Origin of the sequence: Haladaptatus litoreus, from assembly GCF_900156425.1 — an archaeon.
GTDB lineage: Archaea > Halobacteriota > Halobacteria > Halobacteriales > Haladaptataceae > Haladaptatus > Haladaptatus litoreus.
Window position 1 is genome coordinate 337,583 of sequence record NZ_FTNO01000002.1, and the last position, 18,228, is coordinate 355,810.

19 protein-coding genes and 1 tRNA gene are annotated in these 18,228 nt (G+C 58.1%); 11 read left to right on the top strand and 9 right to left on the bottom strand.

Annotated elements, in window-relative coordinates:
- Positions 1–15: 15 nt before the first annotated feature.
- Together BW974_RS12830 and BW974_RS12835 are read right to left on the bottom strand one after the other, a co-directional pair.
- Positions 16–426 carry an RNA-binding domain-containing protein gene (locus BW974_RS12830; protein ID WP_076430664.1) on the bottom strand — a complete coding sequence of 137 codons (411 nt, stop codon included), beginning with the start codon at positions 424–426 and terminating at the stop codon, positions 16–18.
- Entirely contained in the window at positions 423–1,004 is a 582-nt protein-coding gene (locus BW974_RS12835; RefSeq protein WP_076430665.1) for an AAA family ATPase, read from the bottom strand. The genes BW974_RS12830 and BW974_RS12835 overlap by 4 nt, the downstream gene beginning before the upstream one ends.
- Positions 1,005–1,113: 109 nt before the next feature.
- Between BW974_RS12835 and BW974_RS12840 the strand changes: the two genes are divergently transcribed.
- From BW974_RS12840 to BW974_RS12855, 4 genes are all read left to right on the top strand, one after another.
- A tRNA-Arg gene (locus BW974_RS12840) sits at positions 1,114–1,188 on the top strand.
- Positions 1,189–2,007: 819 nt separating this feature from the next.
- Positions 2,008–2,595, top strand: coding sequence for a DUF1684 domain-containing protein (locus tag BW974_RS12845; protein WP_076430666.1), 588 nt, complete (start codon positions 2,008–2,010; stop codon positions 2,593–2,595).
- Positions 2,596–2,901: 306 nt separating this feature from the next.
- Complete coding sequence (locus tag BW974_RS27500) at positions 2,902–3,051, top strand: DUF7563 family protein (protein WP_449267257.1); 150 nt, start codon at positions 2,902–2,904, stop codon at positions 3,049–3,051.
- Positions 3,052–3,112: 61 nt separating this feature from the next.
- On the top strand, positions 3,113–3,358 hold the full coding sequence (locus BW974_RS12855) for a GIY-YIG nuclease family protein (protein WP_076430668.1): 246 nt from the start codon (positions 3,113–3,115) through the stop codon (positions 3,356–3,358).
- Between the two features lie 8 nt (positions 3,359–3,366).
- Here BW974_RS12855 and BW974_RS12860 read toward each other — a convergent pair whose 3' ends face one another.
- Positions 3,367–3,945 carry an NADPH-dependent FMN reductase gene (locus BW974_RS12860; RefSeq protein WP_076430669.1) on the bottom strand — a complete coding sequence of 193 codons (579 nt, stop codon included), beginning with the start codon at positions 3,943–3,945 and terminating at the stop codon, positions 3,367–3,369.
- A gap of 182 nt (positions 3,946–4,127) precedes the next feature.
- Here BW974_RS12860 and BW974_RS12865 point away from each other — a divergent pair, with 182 nt between their 5' ends.
- Positions 4,128–5,510, top strand: a complete 1,383-nt coding sequence (locus BW974_RS12865) for a phosphoglucomutase/phosphomannomutase family protein (RefSeq protein ID WP_076430948.1) — start codon at positions 4,128–4,130, stop codon at positions 5,508–5,510.
- Between the two features lie 255 nt (positions 5,511–5,765).
- On the opposite strand, the gene BW974_RS12870 is transcribed toward BW974_RS12865, so the two are convergent.
- From BW974_RS12870 to BW974_RS12885, 4 genes are all read right to left on the bottom strand, one after another.
- Positions 5,766–5,957 carry a hypothetical protein gene (locus BW974_RS12870; RefSeq protein ID WP_076430670.1) on the bottom strand — a complete coding sequence of 64 codons (192 nt, stop codon included), beginning with the start codon at positions 5,955–5,957 and terminating at the stop codon, positions 5,766–5,768.
- Between the two features lie 26 nt (positions 5,958–5,983).
- On the bottom strand, positions 5,984–6,373 hold the full coding sequence (locus tag BW974_RS12875; protein WP_076430671.1) for a GNAT family N-acetyltransferase: 390 nt from the start codon (positions 6,371–6,373) through the stop codon (positions 5,984–5,986).
- Positions 6,370–6,567, bottom strand: coding sequence for a ubiquitin-like small modifier protein SAMP2 (gene samp2, locus BW974_RS12880; RefSeq protein WP_076430949.1), 198 nt, complete (start codon positions 6,565–6,567; stop codon positions 6,370–6,372). Before samp2 ends, BW974_RS12875 begins: the two co-directional genes overlap by 4 nt.
- 68 nt (positions 6,568–6,635) lie before the next feature.
- A complete protein-coding gene (locus BW974_RS12885) occupies positions 6,636–7,721 on the bottom strand; it encodes a bactofilin family protein (RefSeq protein WP_076430672.1) in 1,086 nt (361 codons plus the stop codon).
- 137 nt (positions 7,722–7,858) lie between these two features.
- On the opposite strand from BW974_RS12885, the gene BW974_RS12890 reads away from it, so the two are divergent.
- From BW974_RS12890 to BW974_RS12915, 6 genes are all read left to right on the top strand, one after another.
- Positions 7,859–8,833 (top strand): replication factor C small subunit, encoded by a 975-nt coding sequence (locus BW974_RS12890; RefSeq protein ID WP_076430673.1) that lies wholly within the window; start codon positions 7,859–7,861, stop codon positions 8,831–8,833.
- A 427-nt stretch (positions 8,834–9,260) separates the two neighbouring features.
- Entirely contained in the window at positions 9,261–9,998 is a 738-nt protein-coding gene (locus tag BW974_RS12895; protein ID WP_076430674.1) for an ABC transporter ATP-binding protein, read from the top strand.
- Positions 9,995–11,641: a hypothetical protein gene (locus tag BW974_RS12900; protein ID WP_076430675.1), complete on the top strand. Its 1,647-nt coding sequence runs from the start codon at positions 9,995–9,997 to the stop codon at positions 11,639–11,641. Before BW974_RS12895 ends, BW974_RS12900 begins: the two co-directional genes overlap by 4 nt.
- Positions 11,642–11,693: 52 nt before the next feature.
- The gene (gene alaS, locus BW974_RS12905; RefSeq protein WP_076430676.1) at positions 11,694–14,465 is read left to right on the top strand and encodes an alanine--tRNA ligase; all 2,772 of its coding nucleotides are present in this window, start codon (positions 11,694–11,696) and stop codon (positions 14,463–14,465) included.
- Positions 14,466–14,805: 340 nt separating this feature from the next.
- The gene (locus tag BW974_RS12910; protein ID WP_076430677.1) at positions 14,806–15,423 is read left to right on the top strand and encodes a GAP family protein; all 618 of its coding nucleotides are present in this window, start codon (positions 14,806–14,808) and stop codon (positions 15,421–15,423) included.
- A gap of 89 nt (positions 15,424–15,512) precedes the next feature.
- Positions 15,513–16,730, top strand: coding sequence for an ABC transporter substrate-binding protein (locus BW974_RS12915; protein WP_076430678.1), 1,218 nt, complete (start codon positions 15,513–15,515; stop codon positions 16,728–16,730).
- 393 nt (positions 16,731–17,123) lie between these two features.
- On the opposite strand, the gene BW974_RS26480 is transcribed toward BW974_RS12915, so the two are convergent.
- Together BW974_RS26480 and BW974_RS12925 are read right to left on the bottom strand one after the other, a co-directional pair.
- Entirely contained in the window at positions 17,124–17,585 is a 462-nt protein-coding gene (locus BW974_RS26480) for a hypothetical protein (protein ID WP_245800072.1), read from the bottom strand.
- A 168-nt stretch (positions 17,586–17,753) separates the two neighbouring features.
- Positions 17,754–18,014, bottom strand: coding sequence for a DUF8028 family protein (locus BW974_RS12925; protein ID WP_076430679.1), 261 nt, complete (start codon positions 18,012–18,014; stop codon positions 17,754–17,756).
- Positions 18,015–18,228: the final 214 nt, after the last annotated feature.

Here is an 18,228-nt window from a genome sequence, read left to right on the forward strand (position 1 = left end):
CGGTTGGCGTTCGTGTCAGTCGTCCATAATCGGCTTCCCGTCTTCCGTCGGCGGTGCAACGTAGTCTATGAACTCCTCCACCGTCGGGTCGTTCACTCTGATTCGGACGTGAATATCGCCAAGTTCGTCGGGGTTGCCGACGGAGAAGTTGATGACGCCCTGAAACGCGGCCTGCTTTTTCAGCGAGAACGAAAGCGTGTCGCCCTCTCGGCCGCCGAAAAACTCCCCTCTCGCCGTGTCGAGGATTTCCTGTCTGTGGAGCGATTCCGAGAACTCCTCCACGCTGTGGGCTTCCGCGATGAGTTCGCCGTGGCCCGATTCGACCTCCGCGCCGGGGAAGATGTTCTCGATTGCGTCCGCGACTCGCGCTTCGATTTCCGTGTCCTGTACCGGTGCCGTAAGCTGAATATCGACGCTGTAAATCATGATTGTTCGGCTGTTTGTACGCGCTCCAGCCCCGAAAGTCCGTCTTCGAACAGGGCGTGAATCTGTGTTCGGAACGAATCGAGTGTCGCCGTGTTGTCGATGACGGCGTCGGAACGTGCCATCGCTTCACCGAGTCCGAAGCCGAGTTCGCGTTCGTCGCGCTGTTTCAATCCTTCTTCGTCCTCGTCGGTTCTGTCCCTGCCCCGTTCGCCGAGTCGCTCGGCGCGAACCTCGAACGGCGCTTCGATGCTCACCAGCACGAAGTCGTCGCCAAAGGCCGATTCGAACCGTTCGACTTCCACGCCGGAGCGGATTCCGTCCACGAGGACGGTGTTCGACTCCTCCAGCGCGTCCTCGATTTGCGGCAGGGATTCCTGCGCGATGGCGTCCGGGCCGTTTTCTTCGCGGAGTGCTTTCGCGATTTGCCCGTGGTGTTCTGCGGGGTCGAGGCCGCGCGCTCGGCATGCCGCGCGGATGACATCGCCCATCGTGACGACGGGGACGCCCATCTCCTCCGCGACGGTTGCGGCTTCGCCCTTGCCGCTTCCCGGTAGGCCGACCGTTCCGATTACTCGCATTGTGCTGATTTTCTCGTGAGCCGTGCTTAAGGGCTGTGCTCTGGGGTGACCGCCTCGCTCGGGTGAAATCCCAATCCCTTATGATGACTGACCGAGAACGAGACGATGAGGGCACGTAGCTCAGTCTGGATAGAGCGTCGGACTTCTAATCCGACGGCCGTGGGTTCGAATCCCATCGTGCCCGCTGATTTTGTAATGGTTTCACTCATACTTCGTGAAATCTCGTGGTGAGCGAAGCGAAACCACGGTGAACGGACCTGAGGAACAAATCAGCGCAAGCGATGGGTTCGAAGTAGACCGAGGTTCTGCGTGAAACGCAGGTTCTCGGGCGTAGTTCGAATCCCATCGTGCCCGTTCGATTTTTGTGTCGTGTTTGTATGTATTATTTTGAATGTATCGTTCGCGGTAGTAGTAAAGTCGTGGCTGAGGGAAAATTAGTGGCGAGCTTCTGAATTCTGTGTTAGGATTTCGCTAGGTAATCACGACTCCAATGAAAACCGCCTCCGCATCGTATTCGGCCACGAACCTCCCCAACCGATTCGCTCACTCGCTGGCGCTCGTTCACTCATCCCTCGCGCGAACCCACACAGACCCTCGGACGATGAGTCCTCGGGCCTGTTGGCGCACGCGCCATAGAATTTGTAAAGATTCACAGTATCCAAATTTGGCAACATGGCGCGCGAAGGCGAACCGCCGGTTCGCCCGCGCGAGGGACGACTGAACGGAGTGCAGGAGTCGGGTGGGGGGGTGTGGCTGTCGCGGTGCGGTGGCGGTCATTTGTTGTCGTGACTACCTAGCACTCGTCGTACAAAAGCAGGAGATGACACTATTTTCACAGATACAAGGACAACCCCTAATCAGTCTTCTCTCCGTGGCGGTTTGATTGGAGTCGGCAATTGTGAAACAACTCTTCCGAGAAAACGTCCTATCAAACACTCTCTTTAAGAAACCTATCCCGGTCGCGGACGGAGTTTTTACCCGCGTCGAACCCGAACACCAGTCCATGACTGACGCGAACGACGGAAACGACCAGAGCGAAAACGAACTCAGCGAAGAGGAGTGGCGCGAGGAACTTCAAAACACGCGGGAAGAGAAAGACGAATTTTTCGGCGAGCATCCCCAGTCGCCGATTCCGCCGGGAAAACGTGACGAGTTCGATGGGCTTTCGTACTTCGACCCGGCTCCCGAATACCAGGTCACGGCGACGGTCGAAACCCACGACGAGCCGGAACCCATCGACCTCGAAATGACGGCAGCGAATCCACAGCGATACCTCCGGACGATGACGCTCAATTTCGAGGTGAACGGACAAGAGCAGTCGCTCGCGGTGTATCAGCAGGAAGACCAAGAATCGCTGTTCGTTCCCTTCCGCGACAAAACGACGGGCCAGCAGAGCTACGAAAACGGGCGCTATCTCGAACTACACCCTGGCCGAGAACTAAGCGACGGCGACCAAATCACGCTGGACTTCAATCTCGCATATTCGCCGTTCTGCGCCTTCAGCGAAACCTTCGCGTGCCCACTGCCGCCCGAAGAAAACTGGCTCGACGTGGAAATTCGCGCTGGCGAGCGAAAGTGGGACGCCGAGTAAGTTTCCGTCTCAGTCCTCCGGTTTTTCGATTCGGCAAATATCCTCGTCTCGTTCGCTCCGTTCGACCGTCTTCTACTCGCATCGAGAAAGCCCATTTCCACCCGAAAGGAAAGGGCTTCGCTCGCGATTTTCCGATGAGAAACGTTGGCCACCCGTCCACTCCCGAACTATGTTGGCAAAAGACTCATTTCCAAGTTCGAAAAACGAATTTTGTCGATTGACGAATTTGGGTGAGAGTTTGGAAAGGATATTTAGTGCTTCGCCACCAAGCAATGAATGCCGACGGCGAAGTCGTCGGCTGACAGCATGCCAAACTGTGACCACTGCAACGCGCACGTCTCCGAAAGATTTGCGCGCGTCTTCGCTGACGAACACGGCCACATCCGTGCTTGTCCTGCCTGCTCGGCGAACGCTGGAATCGCCGAAGTGGCGCGACAGCGCGCGCAAAGAGTATAGCCCACTGTGGCGAAGGGCGGAATCGACAGGAACAAACCGAACCACGCGAAGCCTGTCAGGTGTGACCAACCACTGGGTCTACGTCATCAAATGTGACGACGGCAGTTTTTACACCGGTTACACGACCGACGTAGAACGCCGCGTCGCGGAACACGATACCGGCGAGGGTGCGAAATACACTCGCGGGAGAACCCCCGTCGAACTTATTCATACGGAGCGCTTCGGTTCGAAATCCGCGGCCATGTCCCGCGAATACGAAATCAAACAGTTGAACCGCGCGCAGAAGGAAAAGTTGGTCGATTATTGAGCGGAGTATTAGTCGTCAGCCGCCGCTTCGTCCGCCTCGGCGGAGGTTACGTCGGGTGTGATGAACGCGTACTCGGCGGCCTGCTGGCCGAGTTTTCGAGTGCGTTCTTCCAAATCTTCATCGACAAATTCGCCGTCTTCGAACTGATTGTAGGCGTTTCGGATGCCGACCTGATGCGGAAGGACCCAGCCGTGAACCCCGCGAACCGTGATTCGCATGTGGTCAAGTGTGCTCGCGTAGGAACCGCCGCCAGCCACCGCGAGCAGGCCGACAGTCGTGTCCTCGAACTCGTCGAAGCTACAGTAGTCGTGGACGTTCCGGAACGCGGAGGTGTACGAACCGTGGTAGACCGGACTGCCGAGAATGACCGAATCGGCCTCTCGAATCTTGCGCTTGATTTCGACTGCGTCCTCCGGTTCGTCCTCGTCCGGGTCGAAGATGGGGAGGTCGTACTTCCGCACGTCGATGAGTTCGGTTTCGGCACCTGCCTCTTCCGCGGCGTCCAAGACGTGTTTCAAAGCAGTTCGTGTATGACTCCCGTCGCGCATGCTTCCGCAAACTGCGACGACGTTCGGTATTGTTTGCATTAATTCTCACTCAGGGGTGCGAACGTTTAACCTGCACGTTCTCATTGGCACGGTTCACAGCAGACAGTACTTTTCGAGCGAAGATAGCAGTTCCCGGAAACGGATTTTTGTAAAAATATTGTTGATTGTGTGCGACTGTGGAACGCGGTGGTTTTTTCGACCGGGACGCTGTCGAACGACATATGGATACGCCGATTTCGTTCGGAACCGACGGCTGGCGGGCCACACTCGACGAGTTCACCTCCCCGCGCGTACAGATAGTCGGACAGGCGGTTGCGGACTATCTCCGCGAGGTCGAAGACCGAGCGGGTGACACCGTCGCGGTGAGCTACGACGCCCGCGAAACGTCGCGCGGGTTCGCGGAAGACCTCTGTCGAGTGCTGGCCGCAAACGGGTTCGACGTACTCATTCCAGAGCGAGATACGCCGACACCGATTCTCGCGTGGACGATTACCGACCGCGACCTCGCTGGCGGACTGATGATAACCGCGAGCCACAACCCGCCGGAGTACAACGGCGTGAAGTTCATCCCGTCGGATGGTGCTCCCGCACTCCCCGAAGTGACCGACGAAATCATGTCCCGACTCGCCGAACCCGACCCTCTCTCGGAAGACGAACACGGGGTCGTCCGCGAGCAGGACTTCGTCGCACCTTACGAAGAACACGTCTTCGACCTCGTGAAAAGCGACCTCTCCGACCTCACAGTCGTCTACGACGCCATGCACGGAAGCGGCCGCGGTGTCACCGATAAACTGCTCGAAGATGCCGGGGCGAGCGTCGAACGACTCCACTGCGAACAGGACGCGGAGTTCGGCGGCACCTCGCCGGAACCCGACCCAGACCATTTGCAGGAACTCATCTCCGCGGTCGAAGACGGTGCCGCAGACCTCGGAATCGCCAACGACGGGGACGCCGACAGACTGGCAATCGTGACGCCGGAACGCGGCTATCTGGACGAAAACCTGTTTTTCGCCGCGCTGTACGACTATCTGCTCGAAGACGATTCCGGGCCAGCGATTCGAACCGTCTCGACCACCTTCCTCATCGACCGCATCGCGGAGGCACACGGCGAAGAAGTTCACGAAACGCCGGTCGGATTCAAATGGGTCGCACAAGCCATCGAGAAACACGACGCCCTCGTCGGCGGCGAGGAGAGCGGCGGGTTCACGATTCGCGGGCACGTTCGCGAGAAGGACGGCGTCCTGATGGCGCTCTTCGCCGCCGCAATCGCCAAAGAGCGTCCGTTCGACGAACGCGTGGACGACCTGCTCGCAGAGTTCGGCGAGATTCATCAGAACAAAATTAGCCTCGACTGTCCCGATGCCGAAAAACAACGCGTTCTCTCCGACCTCGAAACCGAGCTCCCCGACGAAGTTGCGGGGAAGGACGTCGAAGACGTGGTGACGAAGGACGGCTTCAAAATCCTGCTCGAAGACGGGTCGTGGTTGCTCGTCCGACCGAGCGGGACGGAGCCGAAAATGCGCGTCTACGCTGAAGGCGACAGCGAAACACGAGTCAGCGAACTGTTGACGGCTGGCGAGAAGTTAGTCGAACCGCTGATTTAGCCGACCAGGAGAGTATCGGACTCAGCTTTGTGGTGAACGAACCGTCGCTGGGAACCGCAATTTGTACCGATAGTTATCGGAATAGTAAAACGCTTTTCTAGTCGCTCTTTCCATCGATTTCAGTTGATAGAGGCATTTCGTGTAGAATGCGTGTTTGCCAATATAAACAGAAGCATGCTATATCAAATGACCAAAACGGATGAGGATTGGTGTTAAAACTCGGGTCGGAAGAACAAGAGGGTTGAGCAGACGAATCTACTTAAACGACAACACATCGCCGGGATTCAGGTAGTAGAGCGCCGCGAGTCCAATCCCGAAGGCGACCGTAAACAAACCGAGAAGGTCACCCGTCGATGTTTCGAAGCCATCCTGAAGCACGTATATCGCCATCAGCAGTGCAAATACTATCCAGATGAGCGAGAGGCGGCGACGTTTCGTCTCGTCCATATTTGGTGGTTGGTGAACTCGGCGTATCAGTGTTCACGTTCAAGGGTTCCGAGTAGTCGTTCTTCCCTATCCTCCACCGATTCGATGTCGAAGCCCAACGACTCGTAAAACGGGCGAACTTTCGGGTCGAACTCGGCGGTCAATCTGCCAAGTCGTTCCCGCGCAGTTTCGACCAATTCGCGTCCGATTCCTTGCCCTCGCCGAGCGCGCAGAACCGCGATTGCGTCGATATGCGTGCCGGAATCGCGAGGGTCAAGCACGGCGGTTCCGAGAATTCTGTTTTCTTCTTCCGCGACGAGGACGGTTTCCTCCTCGATTCGTTCTTTCACTTCGCTCGCGTCGGTTTCCAACATCGCTGCATTCACGATTCGCATGACCGAAAGATGTTCGTCCGGGGTTGCGGGGCGAACGGTCATCCGCCTTTGATGAGCCTGAGAACTTTGATGTGTGCCGCTTCGACGGGTTGGTCTTCCGGAACGGGACGACCATCGACCATCACCGACACCTCGTGAGGACTGAGGCCGACCTCCGACAGCAGGTCGGCGTAGGTTTCGTCGTCCACGTCGAACTCGTGGGACTCCTCGCCGACCACCTCGACGGTTACGTTCATGGCCTCAATTGCCAGTGTCGCGCCTTCAGCGTGTCGGGGTTCGATGGTGAGAATTTTTGGAAGCCGAATCACGCAGTGGTCGATTCCTCGTCTGTACCCGTATCGGTGGTCTCCGCGTACTCCGGCGTGATTCGTCGGCCCCGGTAGCGTGCCCGGACTCCTATCGCCAGCGCGCCCAAACCGAGCAACAGGACGAGAAACTGGACGAGTCCGCCGAATATGGGGATTTGGGTAAGAATCGCAACGACCAGCAATCCGACGAGTAGTGCGAGCCACCGATTTGTCCTATCGGCGAGCGATAACAGCCAAACACCGACCGTGAGAGCACCGTAGACAGTTCCTATCCACAGTACGATGCCAAATAGCAACGCCCCGAGGAGCGAAATCGGGATACCGATGATGGTGATGGCGAAGAGAACGAGCGCGATTGGCACTAGAATGAGCAGGAGAAGGCCAACGCCTGCCGAGAACAGGGGTTCACTTCGCGCACGTTCTGCGACTCCATCCGAAAACGTCGGAAACACCGCCAGCAGGAGAACGCCCAAGAGGAGGTTCACGAAGAACCCGTACAGTGTGCCGACCCAGTTCGGAATTTGGGGAACAGGCGTCGGGCCAACGTCGGCCATCGACTCGTCCTGTCGAACCGTTCCGCCGATGGTCGCACCCGGCGCGCGCTCGAACGTTTCCGCGTCGTAGACGAGATTACCGTCGATAGTCGCAGTCTCGGTAATTGCCAGCGTCTCGCTGGCGACTTGGACATCGCCTCCGACAGTTCCCGCCAGTTGGCTGTATCCCGCCGCTCCTTCGAGCGAACCGCCAATCGTGCCCGTCTGCGCGAGGACGAAGTTCCCGCCGCCGGATTCGACGTTTCCGGTGACAGTGCCCTCGATACGAACGTTTCCGGCGAGCGCCGACACGTCACCGGAGACGGTTCCGGTTTCGGCGACGAGGACGTTTCCGGCCAGCGCAGACAGATCGCCGTTTACGGTTCCACGAACGACGACGCTCCCGGCAGTGGCCGAGAGGTCGTCGTTGATGGTTTCGCCTTCCGCTACTACGACGGTGCCAGCGGTGCGCGTCTGTTCCGCCGCTGCGGTGGCAGGAAGGGTCACAATGAGCAAGAAGACGACGAGGAGTGTCGCTTTCGCTCGCATGGCGAAATGGTCGCCATCCGGTGAGAAAGTAATTGGCTCGTTGCTCGCGGGAATCGTGGATTGATTTCGGGAATCGACTCGCTACCGCGGCGCGGAGTCTCGGGGACTTTAAGAACGATAGGTGCCTCTGCTGGGACATGAGCGAGGCCGACACGGAAACCGTTCCCGGGCGGGGCACCATCTGGGTCGAAAAGTACCGGCCACAGACCTTGGACGAGGTCGCTGGGCACGACGATATTACGGCGCGACTGCAGAGCTATATCGAGAAAAACGACCTGCCGAACCTGCTGTTTTCGGGGCAAGCAGGAATCGGGAAGACTACCAGCGCGGTCGCCATCGCGAAGGAACTGTACGGCGACGACTGGCAGACGCATTTCCTCGAACTGAACGCCTCCGACGAGCGCGGTATCGACGTGGTGCGCGACCAAATCAAAAACTTCGCCCGCCACGACCCCGGCGCGGTGGACTTTCAAATCATCTTCTTGGACGAGGCCGACTCCCTGACGAACGACGCGCAGGCCGCCCTCCGCCGGACGATGGAACAGTTCTCCGACAAGACGCGCTTTATCATGTCGTGTAACTACTCCTCGAAAATCATCGACCCGATTCAGTCTCGCTGTGCAGTCTTCCGGTTCGGCCCGATTCCGGACGACGCGGTGGCGGAGCGAATCCACTACATCGCCAACGAAGAAGGCATCGAGACAACTGAGGACGGTGTCGGTGCCCTCGTCTACGCCGCGGACGGCGATATGCGAAAGGCAATCAACGCCCTCCAAGCCGCGGCGGTCATGGGCGAAACGGTGGACGAAGAGAGCGTCTTCGTCATCACCAGCACGGCCCGCCCGGAGGACATCAAGGAGATGGTAAAAGACGCACTCGAAGGGGATTTCACTCGTGCACGGTCCAAACTGGACGAACTGATTACGGAGCGCGGAATGGCTGGCGGCGACATCATCGACCAACTTCATCGGTCGGTTTGGGAGTTCGGCTTGGACGACGACGATGCGGTTCGCGTCCTCGAACGAGTCGGCGAAGCGGACTACAGAATCACGGAAGGCGCAAACGAGCGCGTGCAACTCGAAGCGATGCTGGCCTCGCTGGCGCTGAACTGATTTGGAATAATAGGGTCGCGCTAACGAGCAAATTTCGAATCGTTCACGCGAACAACGACGGATTAGCGCGAAAACGGTCGGCGGGATTGACCATTCTTGCAGTCGAACCGTGAGTCATGGGCAGGTATCCGAGAACTGTCAGAGACGCACAAATAAAATGTATCACCTGTAATGCCCCGGTCGTTCAGACCGTCGAAAACGCCTTCGTTTGTGTAGGCTGTGGCGAATCGCCGGTCAGCGAAAGAGTTACTAGCCAGCGCGATTTCGAAGGGAAGTCCAACACACAGAAATCAAACACAGTTGTAAACTGAATATTAGTTTCAGTCGAACTTTTTACCGTTCGCTCCAGTCACAGGAGCATGGCTCGAACTGTCCCCAACACTGCGACCCTCTACATTATCGAACGGCCGTGCTCGGAGGAACTTCGATGACGCCCGCCATCGAAACCGACGCGTTGACCAAACGATTCGACGATACGACCGTCGTTTCCGACCTCCGACTCACCGTGCCCGAGAAATCCGTGTACGGATTTCTCGGCCCGAACGGGGCAGGGAAAACGACCACCATGCGAATGCTGACGACGTTAACCCGACCGACGAGCGGCACCGCGCGAGTCGCTGGGCAGTCGATCGACAACCGCGACGCCGTAGTTTCTCGCATCGGATTTTTGCCAGAGGAACCGCCGCTGTACGACGAACTCACCGCTCGTGAACAGTTGCGATACGTCGCCGGACTGCGCGACGTGGGTGCGGAAGAACGAATCAACACCCTGCTCGACCGCTTCGACCTCGCCGACGATGCGGACGAGCGCGTCAGCACCTACTCGAAAGGGATGAAACAGAAGACGGCGCTGATTCAGGCAATTCTCCACGAACCAGAGCTCGTCTTTTTGGACGAACCGACATCTGGACTTGACCCCCGCGCCGCGCGAACCGTGCGCGAACTCATCTCGGAACTCACCGACGACGGGATGACCGTCTTCCTCTCCACGCACATCCTCCCCGTGGTCGAGGAGCTCGCCGACACCGTCGGCGTGCTTCACGACGGAAATCTCGTTGCGGAAGATTCACCGGAGCGACTCACCCACCGCGCGGAGCAAGAGCAGTCGCTCGAAGATGTGTTCCTCGACGTGACGAGCGAGGAAGAAAAAGCGGTGTCCCAATGAACTGGCCGAACCCCCGGCGGAGCGCCAGTATCGCCAAAATAGAGTACCGGCGGAGCATCCGCGCCATGCTGAAAAATCCGGTGCAGTTGTTGGGATTCGCCTTCTTCCTGCTCGTCTTCGTCGGCGGTCCGACGCTGGGCGGTTCCTACGTCGCGTACCGGTTCGGTGGCCAAATCGACCAGCTTCCGGATTCGCTTCCGCTCCTCGATTTCGCACGCGGCGGCCTCGCCGTCGCGTGGCTTTCCATCACTGCACTCGTGGTGGCGAGGGCAGTCGGAAAAACCGGTCGCATCGATCACGAAGCGGGAATACTGACGACGGTTCCTGCACGGGATGCAGTTGGTGGCCTCGTTCTCGCGGAGTTTGCCCGAATCGGCTCGGTCGTGGCGCTGCCACTGCTCTCGATAAGCGCGGCGTGGAGCGTGGCGCTCGGGACACCGACTGTCTTTATAACCATCGTCCTCGCAATGCTGGGTTTGTTCACGACTGCGATTCTGGCAGGCCACATCGTTGGGCTACTTCTCAAAGTCGCATTTGCGCGGTCTGAACTGCTCACGCAGTACAAATCCGTCATCGCGGTTGCCGGATTCGCAGTGTACATGGCGGCCATCCTGTCGAACGCGCTCGGTCGCGTGATGACAACCCTCGGAGGCCTGTTGCAAGACGTGCCGACCGCGTGGCTCGGTGACGTGTTCATGCTCGGGATTCCGGGAATCTCCGTCTCACTTTCTCGCGTCGGCGGTGCGGTTGCGTTCGTCGCGGTGACGATTCCGGTGTTGGTGTCGCTCGATGTTCGAACTGCAACGTGGCTTTGGTACGGTGACCAAGTCCAAGTAGAAAACAAAAAATACGATTCCGACGAGTCGAGCGCCGACTTCCTCTCCGGATTCGTTTCGCGCCCGACTCGAACCGTCACGGCGAACGTCTGGCGGCGGACGAAACGCGCGCCGCTTCGACTGCTCTACGTCGTCTACCCCGTGTTCTTCATGACCGCGCCGCTTCAGAATGCGGTTCAAACCGGCGTTATCTCGGACTTTCTAGCCATCTCAATTGCGCTGTACGGTGCATGGGCAATCGGGGCGACTGCGCTCAATCCACTCGGTGACGAAGGCGCGATGCTCCCAGTGACGATTACGTCCACGATTCGCGGCGAACAGTTCGTCCGCGGCCACGTCCTTGCAGTGACGCTGGTCGGTCTTCCGTTCGTGGTCGTCGCAACCGCGGTTGCGGGCGTACTGAGTCCGCTCGAACACTGGGTCGGATTAACGGTCGGAAGCGCCCTGCTCAGCGTCGCTGGAACCGTGGTCGCGCTCGCAATCGGTACGGTGTTTCCGCGGTTCAGTTCGGTTCGCGTGACGCGGAGCAGGCGCGTGGTCGTTCCGAGCAAATCGGCGTTCGCACTCTACACGATTTTGCTCTTGGCCGGATTCGCCGGTACGGCGGTTGCAGCGGTTCCGGCAGGTGCCGCGATGGTTTCAAACGTTATTTCGTTCTGGTCGTCCCTCCTTTGGCAACCGATTTTACTCCCACCATCAACCATCCGAATCGTCGGCGGTGCGGTGGCCGTCTTCCTCGGCGTGGTCGCGCCACCCCTCGCGTATCGGTACACGGTGCGGAAGTTCGATAGGTACGTCCTCGGCTAATCGCGCCCTTGCGGAACTGTTTTACGCTCCGATGGGTGAGGAACTACCAAGAATGAGTGAACTCGAGGAGGAGTACCGCCTCGATTATTTCGAGGAAAACGATTTTGTGCGAAAGGAATGCTCCGAGTGCGGAGTGCACTTCTGGACGCGCGACCACGACCAAGAAACCTGTGGTGAACCGCCGTGTGAGGAGTACGGGTTCATCGACGACCCCGGCTTCGATGAGGAGTACACGCTGTCGGAGATGCGAGAGGTGTTTCTCTCCTTCTTCGAAAAGCGCGACCACGAGCGAATCGACCCCTATCCGGTCGCCGCAAACCGCTGGCGAGACGACGTACTGTTGACTCAAGCGTCGATTTACGACTTCCAGCCGCTCGTCACCAGCGGCGAAACGCCGCCACCGGCAAACCCCCTTACCATCAGTCAGCCCTGCATCCGAATGCAGGACATCGACAACGTGGGGAAGACGGGGCGACACACGATGGCCTTCGAGATGATGGCCCACCACGCCTTCAACGTCCGAGACGATGCCGAGAAGGAGTACGCCTACGAGGGAGAGGTCTACTGGAAAGACCAGACCGTCGCCTACTGCGACGAACTGTTCGAATCGGTCGGCGCGGATTTGGAGGAAATCACATACATCGAAGACCCGTGGGTTGGCGGCGGCAACGCAGGCCCCGCAATCGAAGTCATCTACAAGGGCGCGGAACTCGCCACGCTGGTCTTCATGTCGATGGAGCAAGACTCGGAGGGCGAGTACGAACTCAAGGACGGCAACCGATACTCGCCGATGGACACGTACATCGTGGACACCGGGTACGGACTCGAACGCTGGACGTGGATGAGTCAGGGAACCCCGACCGTCTACGAGGCGGTCTACCCCGACATGATTGCGTTCCTCAAGGAAAACGCCGGTATCGAGCACACAGAAGAAGAAGAGGAAATCGTCCACCGCGCCGCGAAGCTTGCAGGCCACATGGATATCGACGAGGCCGAAGATATGGAGGCCGCCCGCGACAACATCGCGGACAAACTCGGCGTCACCACGGGCGAACTCGAAACCTTGGTGGAACCGCTCGAAACCATCTACGCCATCGCCGACCACAGCAGGACGATGGCCTACATGTTCGGCGACGGCATCGTCCCGAGCAACGTCTCCACCGGCTACCTCGCCAGAATGGTGCTCCGCCGAACGAAGCGCCTCTGCGACAACGTCGGCATCGATGCCCCACTGGACGAACTCGTGGATATGCAGGCCGAGCGACTCGATTACGACAATCGCGACACCATCCGGGACATCGTCCGGACGGAAGTCGAGAAATACCGCGAGACGCTCGAACAAGGAGGTCGCCGCGTTCGGCGAATCGCCAAGCAGCACGCCGAAGAAGGCAAATCCATTCCGACCTCGACGCTCGTGGAGTTGTACGATTCTCACGGTCTTCAACCGGACATGGTCGAGGAAATCGCCGACGAGTTCGGCGTTTCCGTCGAAGTTCCGGACGACTTCTACAGCCTTGTCGCCGACCGCCACGACGGCGGACAGGCCTTCGAGGAGGAGAAATCGACAGACGAGCGACTCGAAGACCTTCCGAAAACCGAGCGGCTGTACTACGAAGACCAGTATCGAACCGACTTCGAAGCCGTCGTTTTGGACGTGTTCGAGCGCGACGAAGGATACGACATCGTTCTCGACCAAACGATGTTCTACCCCGAGGGTGGTGGCCAACCGGGTGACCACGGGTCGCTCTCGACGGACGAGAAGACGGTTGCCGTCACTGACACGCAAATCGAGAGCGGCGTCGTGCTTCACCACACCGACGAACCGGTCGATAAGGGCGAAATCGTTCGCGGAAAAATCGACGCCCAGCGCCGTCACCGACTCATGCGTCACCACACGGCGACACACATCGTCGTCCACGCGGCCCGGCAGGTGCTCGGCGACCACATCCGGCAGGCCGGTGCCCAGAAAGGAACCGACAGTTCCCGCATCGACGTGCGCCACTACGAGCGCATCGACCGGGAGACGGCGAAGAAAATCGAACTGCTCGCCAACGAAATCGTCATGGAGAACACGACGGTTCAACAGGAGTGGCCGAACCGCCACGAGGCCGAAGAGGAGTTCGGTTTCGACCTCTATCAGGGTGGTATTCCCGCCGGAACCAACATTCGACTCATCCACGTCGCGGAGGACGTACAGGCCTGCGGTGGCACCCACGTCCGCCGAACCGGCGATGTCGGCTGTATCAAACTGCTGAACACCGAGCGCGTGCAGGACGGGGTCGAACGACTCACCTTCGCCGCCGGTGACGCCGCTATCGAAGCGACCCAGCAGACCGACGACTACCTCCAGTCCGCCGCGGACGTCCTCGACGTTGCGCCGCCTGCCGTTCCGGAGACTGCGGAGCGGTTCTTCGAGGAGTGGAAGGCTCGCGGCAAGCAAATAGAGAACCTAAAAGAACAACTCGCTGAGGCCCGCGCTAGCGGTTCCGGCGGCGGCAAGGAAATCGAAGTCGGCGACACGACCGCGGTCATCCAGCGAATCGACGCCGACATGGGCGAACTCCGCGCGACTGCGAACGCGATGGCCGAAGAAGGCAGAATCGCGGTCATCGGAAGCGGTGCTGACGGCGCGCAGTTCGTCGTCGCAGTGCCGGACGGCGTCTCGCTGAACGCCGGGGAAGTCGTCGGCGAACTCGCCTCTCGCGTCGGCGGTGGCGGCGGCGGCCCCGCCGACTTCGCGCAGGGTGGCGGTCCCGACGCTGAGAAACTTGACGAAGCACTAGAGGACGCCCCGGACGTGCTTCAGCAGGTCAAAAACGCGTAATCTGTCGAAAGAGCTATTCGGCGACTACAGTCCATATACAATTTTCACTATACCCTACGTGGCAGCGGCGACTGTCATTCGGTCGTCCATTTATCAGAACCCACCGAGAGGCCTGGAGAGCGGCGTTTTAGGTGTTTAAGATTTCAGCAGTGTTTCCGACCAATCTACTCGATAAACGTTCGAATGCTATATAAAATCGATGAGAACCGAGTTAGACGGTAGGCTGATACGCTTCGCTGGCGTAGTAGAGTGGGGTTATGGGGGAAGCTGACAGCAATGGGCCAGTAAAAGCGTGGGATAGCAGACGAACAGTCAGAGTTACAGGGTCACAGGTCACAGCATGGCTGTTTTAGAAATCCTCCCGTTGGCGTTTGTGATGATAGCGGGACCGCAAATTCTCAGCGCCGTCTTTCTCGCTACGAGCGAGAACTGGCGACGAAATTCCGCCGCATTCGTCACCGGATCGGCGGTTTCGATTTCCCTCCTCGTCACCGTCGCATACTTCCTCGGCAGTGGGGCAAACTCTCAAGGAACGTCGAACGACACGCTTCTCGGCGTCGTCCTCGTGCTTCTCCTCGTTGCAATGGTGAATACTTACCGGACACGAGAGGAGTCAGAACCGCCGAAATGGATGGGCAAGTTGGAGAAGGCGACTCCAAAATTCTCGTTTCGGCTCGGATTCCTGCTCCTCGGATTTTTCCCGACCGACATTTTCACTTCGGTCGCCGTAGGGTCGTATCTCGCCGGAAACGACCTGCCATGGACGGATTTCATCCCGTTCATTTTGCTCACGCTTCTGTTTCTGGCACTCCCGTCGCTCATTTTGCTCGCATTCGGTAATCGAGCGGAGACGTTCCTTCCGAAAGCTCGCGACTGGATGAACGCGAACTCGTGGGTCGTCAACGAAATCGTTCTGCTATTTTTCATCGCCATGACCCTCAACAATCTTTTCGGATAGGAATTTTTCGAGGGCGTTCGTGAGTGGTCGATAGCATGTTTTAGGCAGACCAAAAATCATAAGTCGGTGTTTAGGCAAGCCTAAAGCATATGTCTGGAACACCGTCGAAGATACCGACCCGCCGCGAGTACATCAAGGGCAGTGGTGCCCTCATCGGCGGCGGCCTGCTCGCCGGCTGTACGAGCGACAGTTCGGAGACGACAACGAACGGAAACACGGGGGGAGACGGAACCACGAGCGGAACGACGGATTCGGATGGCCCGTATTCAGTGACGATGGCGCCCATGGGCGAAGTCGAGTTCGACGGCGTTCCCGAGAACGTTTTTTCTCTCTTTCCGCAGTACGCGGATATGGCCGTCGCACTCGGACACGGAGACGCGATAAACTCGATTTACGTCCCCGAAATGTCCGGCAAGACGATGAACACCTACTACGAGCGACTTGACGGCGTCTCTTTCGAATGGGAGGGACTTCCCGACCCGCTCGAAAACGGACTGAGCAAGGAACTGCTCTACCAACTCGACAGCGACGTTCACTTCCTCGACCCGGCCTACGCCACCACGCAAAACAACTGGTCGCAGTCCGACATCGAGGACATCCAGAACAACATCGGCCCGTGGTTCGGAAACTTCTACAGCGGTACCCACGACAACCCGCCGGAAGGCTACCGCGACGGGTATCAGTACTATGGCCTGTGGGAGATGTTCGGCAAAGTCGCCGCGGTGTTCCAAGAACAGGAACGCTATCAGGCGATACAGGAGATTTACGACGACGTGCTCACGACGATTGAGGACAACCTGCCGCCGGAAAGCGAGCGACCGACGGCGGTGCGCGTCACCTACAGCGACGGGTCGTTTTTCACCTACCATCTCAACAAACCCGGCTACTGGCTGGCGGACACCCGCCCGCTGGGTGCGACGGACGCCTTCGCCGAGCAAGATTGGGGAAGCCTCTGGGGAACGGTCGATTTCGAGACGATGCTCGAAGCCGACCCAGACGTGATCCTGCATCTCTGGGGAATCTCGCCGGGATACTACCTCGACGAGATTCAGCAACAAATCGAAGACCACGCCGCCGGACAGCAACTCTCCGCGATTCAAAACGACCGCTTCTACGCGGCAGGAATGCGCTATCAGGGACCGATTATGAATCTGTTCCAGTTGGAGATGACCGCCAAGCAGTTGTACCCCGAGCAGTTCGGCGAGTGGCCGGGCTACGTGACGGGCGAACCCTATCCGGAAATTCCGAACGAAGAACAACTGTTCGACCGGCAGAAGCTTTCCGACGTAATCAACGGAAACGCCTGATGTGATTCGCGGGCCGCGACGGCCCGCGAATCAGCGGTAAATCGGGGTGTGATTACGCACTTACCACCATCTTCCTACTCTGTCATCCTTACCGGTTGGTTTCACGTCTCGAAGTGCCGCCAAATGCATTTCGACCGGAATCCATGGTTCAAACTCCCCCTGCCCGCATATGTTCCACCACCGCTTTTCTTTTCGATTCCAGTAGACACCGTTGAAATTGCATTCGACGCAGTACCACTCCCCGTTCGTGCCCATAATGAAATCGACGCCCCACGTCGCCTCCGACAGTTCATCCGCGACTCGTTCGGCGTAGCGGCGCGAACGGACAGGTCTACGTCCGCAACCAGCGATTCGAGGTAGTCGTAGCCGTCCGCGCAAACGTGCGATGCTTTTTCAGCAGTTGTCGGCGTTTGTCCGAGAATCTCGCCGTCGTCGATGAAGAAGCGAACCGAAGGGTGGCGTGTGTGTCGGATGAGGACAGAAATCGAAATCGACCCACTCGCGCACGACCAGTCCACCGCCGTGGGGCCACGACTGTTGGTCGTTCTGGTTGAGCAGGGATTCGACCGTTTTGTCCACCACTTCCTTGTCGGGTCGGTGGATGAACGACCCCTCGCGGAGTCGAACCGTGGCGGCCTTGACCTGCGTTCGGATGAACGCCCGGTCGTACTCGTTTCGCTGCATAAATGCCAGAATTTCGTCGGTGTCCCGGTAATGCGAGTCACCATCCGGTTCAAGCGATACGAAGTTCGTCTTCGGAACGGGAACGTCGAGATTCCGAAGATGCGGCCAGTAGTAGTCGAACCGACAGCGTTCGTCCTCGAAATTGGTGATGTAGAGCGAGACGGGCGACATAGGATACGAAACTGTTCGACAGCGAGTACTATGACGATGACGCCGTCAGCGTACGTTGGAATCAAGAAAATAAAAAACCGGAGTGATGGATTTGGTATAGCAAAATGAAGTTCACAATAGTCGGCAAGGAAAAATCGTAGTTTCCACGAACAACGACTCCCTACCCATCTACGCGTCGATTGGGTGTTCGTGAGTGGTTGGTTCCTCCTCCAACGTCGTTTCTTCGCGGCCGTATCCGTGACCAAGTATCAGTGAGACGACGTGTATCGCAAGCAGGGCGAGGAAGATGCTGACGCCCGGTTTGAACCCGGCGAAGAGAAGGGGAATGTAGAGCAGTGGAAGTGACACGGAAGCCCAAAAGCTGACGAACTGAAGCGGGAAAACGACGACCTGTGCCACGAGCGTGCTGACCAGTTCCATCATGGACATATCTACATCTACAACGTATCTACTGAATACTATTCATCACATAAACAGAGTTACCGAGGATATAATTGTTCGAATTTTCCGTTTGTTTGCACGAGATGACGCATCGACACTGATTATCAACTCGTTCAGTCAACCACTAAACATTGAACTACAATGTCACATTTGGTGTCTACTCATGGTGAATACCTTTGCAGGGTTCAGTGGTAGTGTGTGA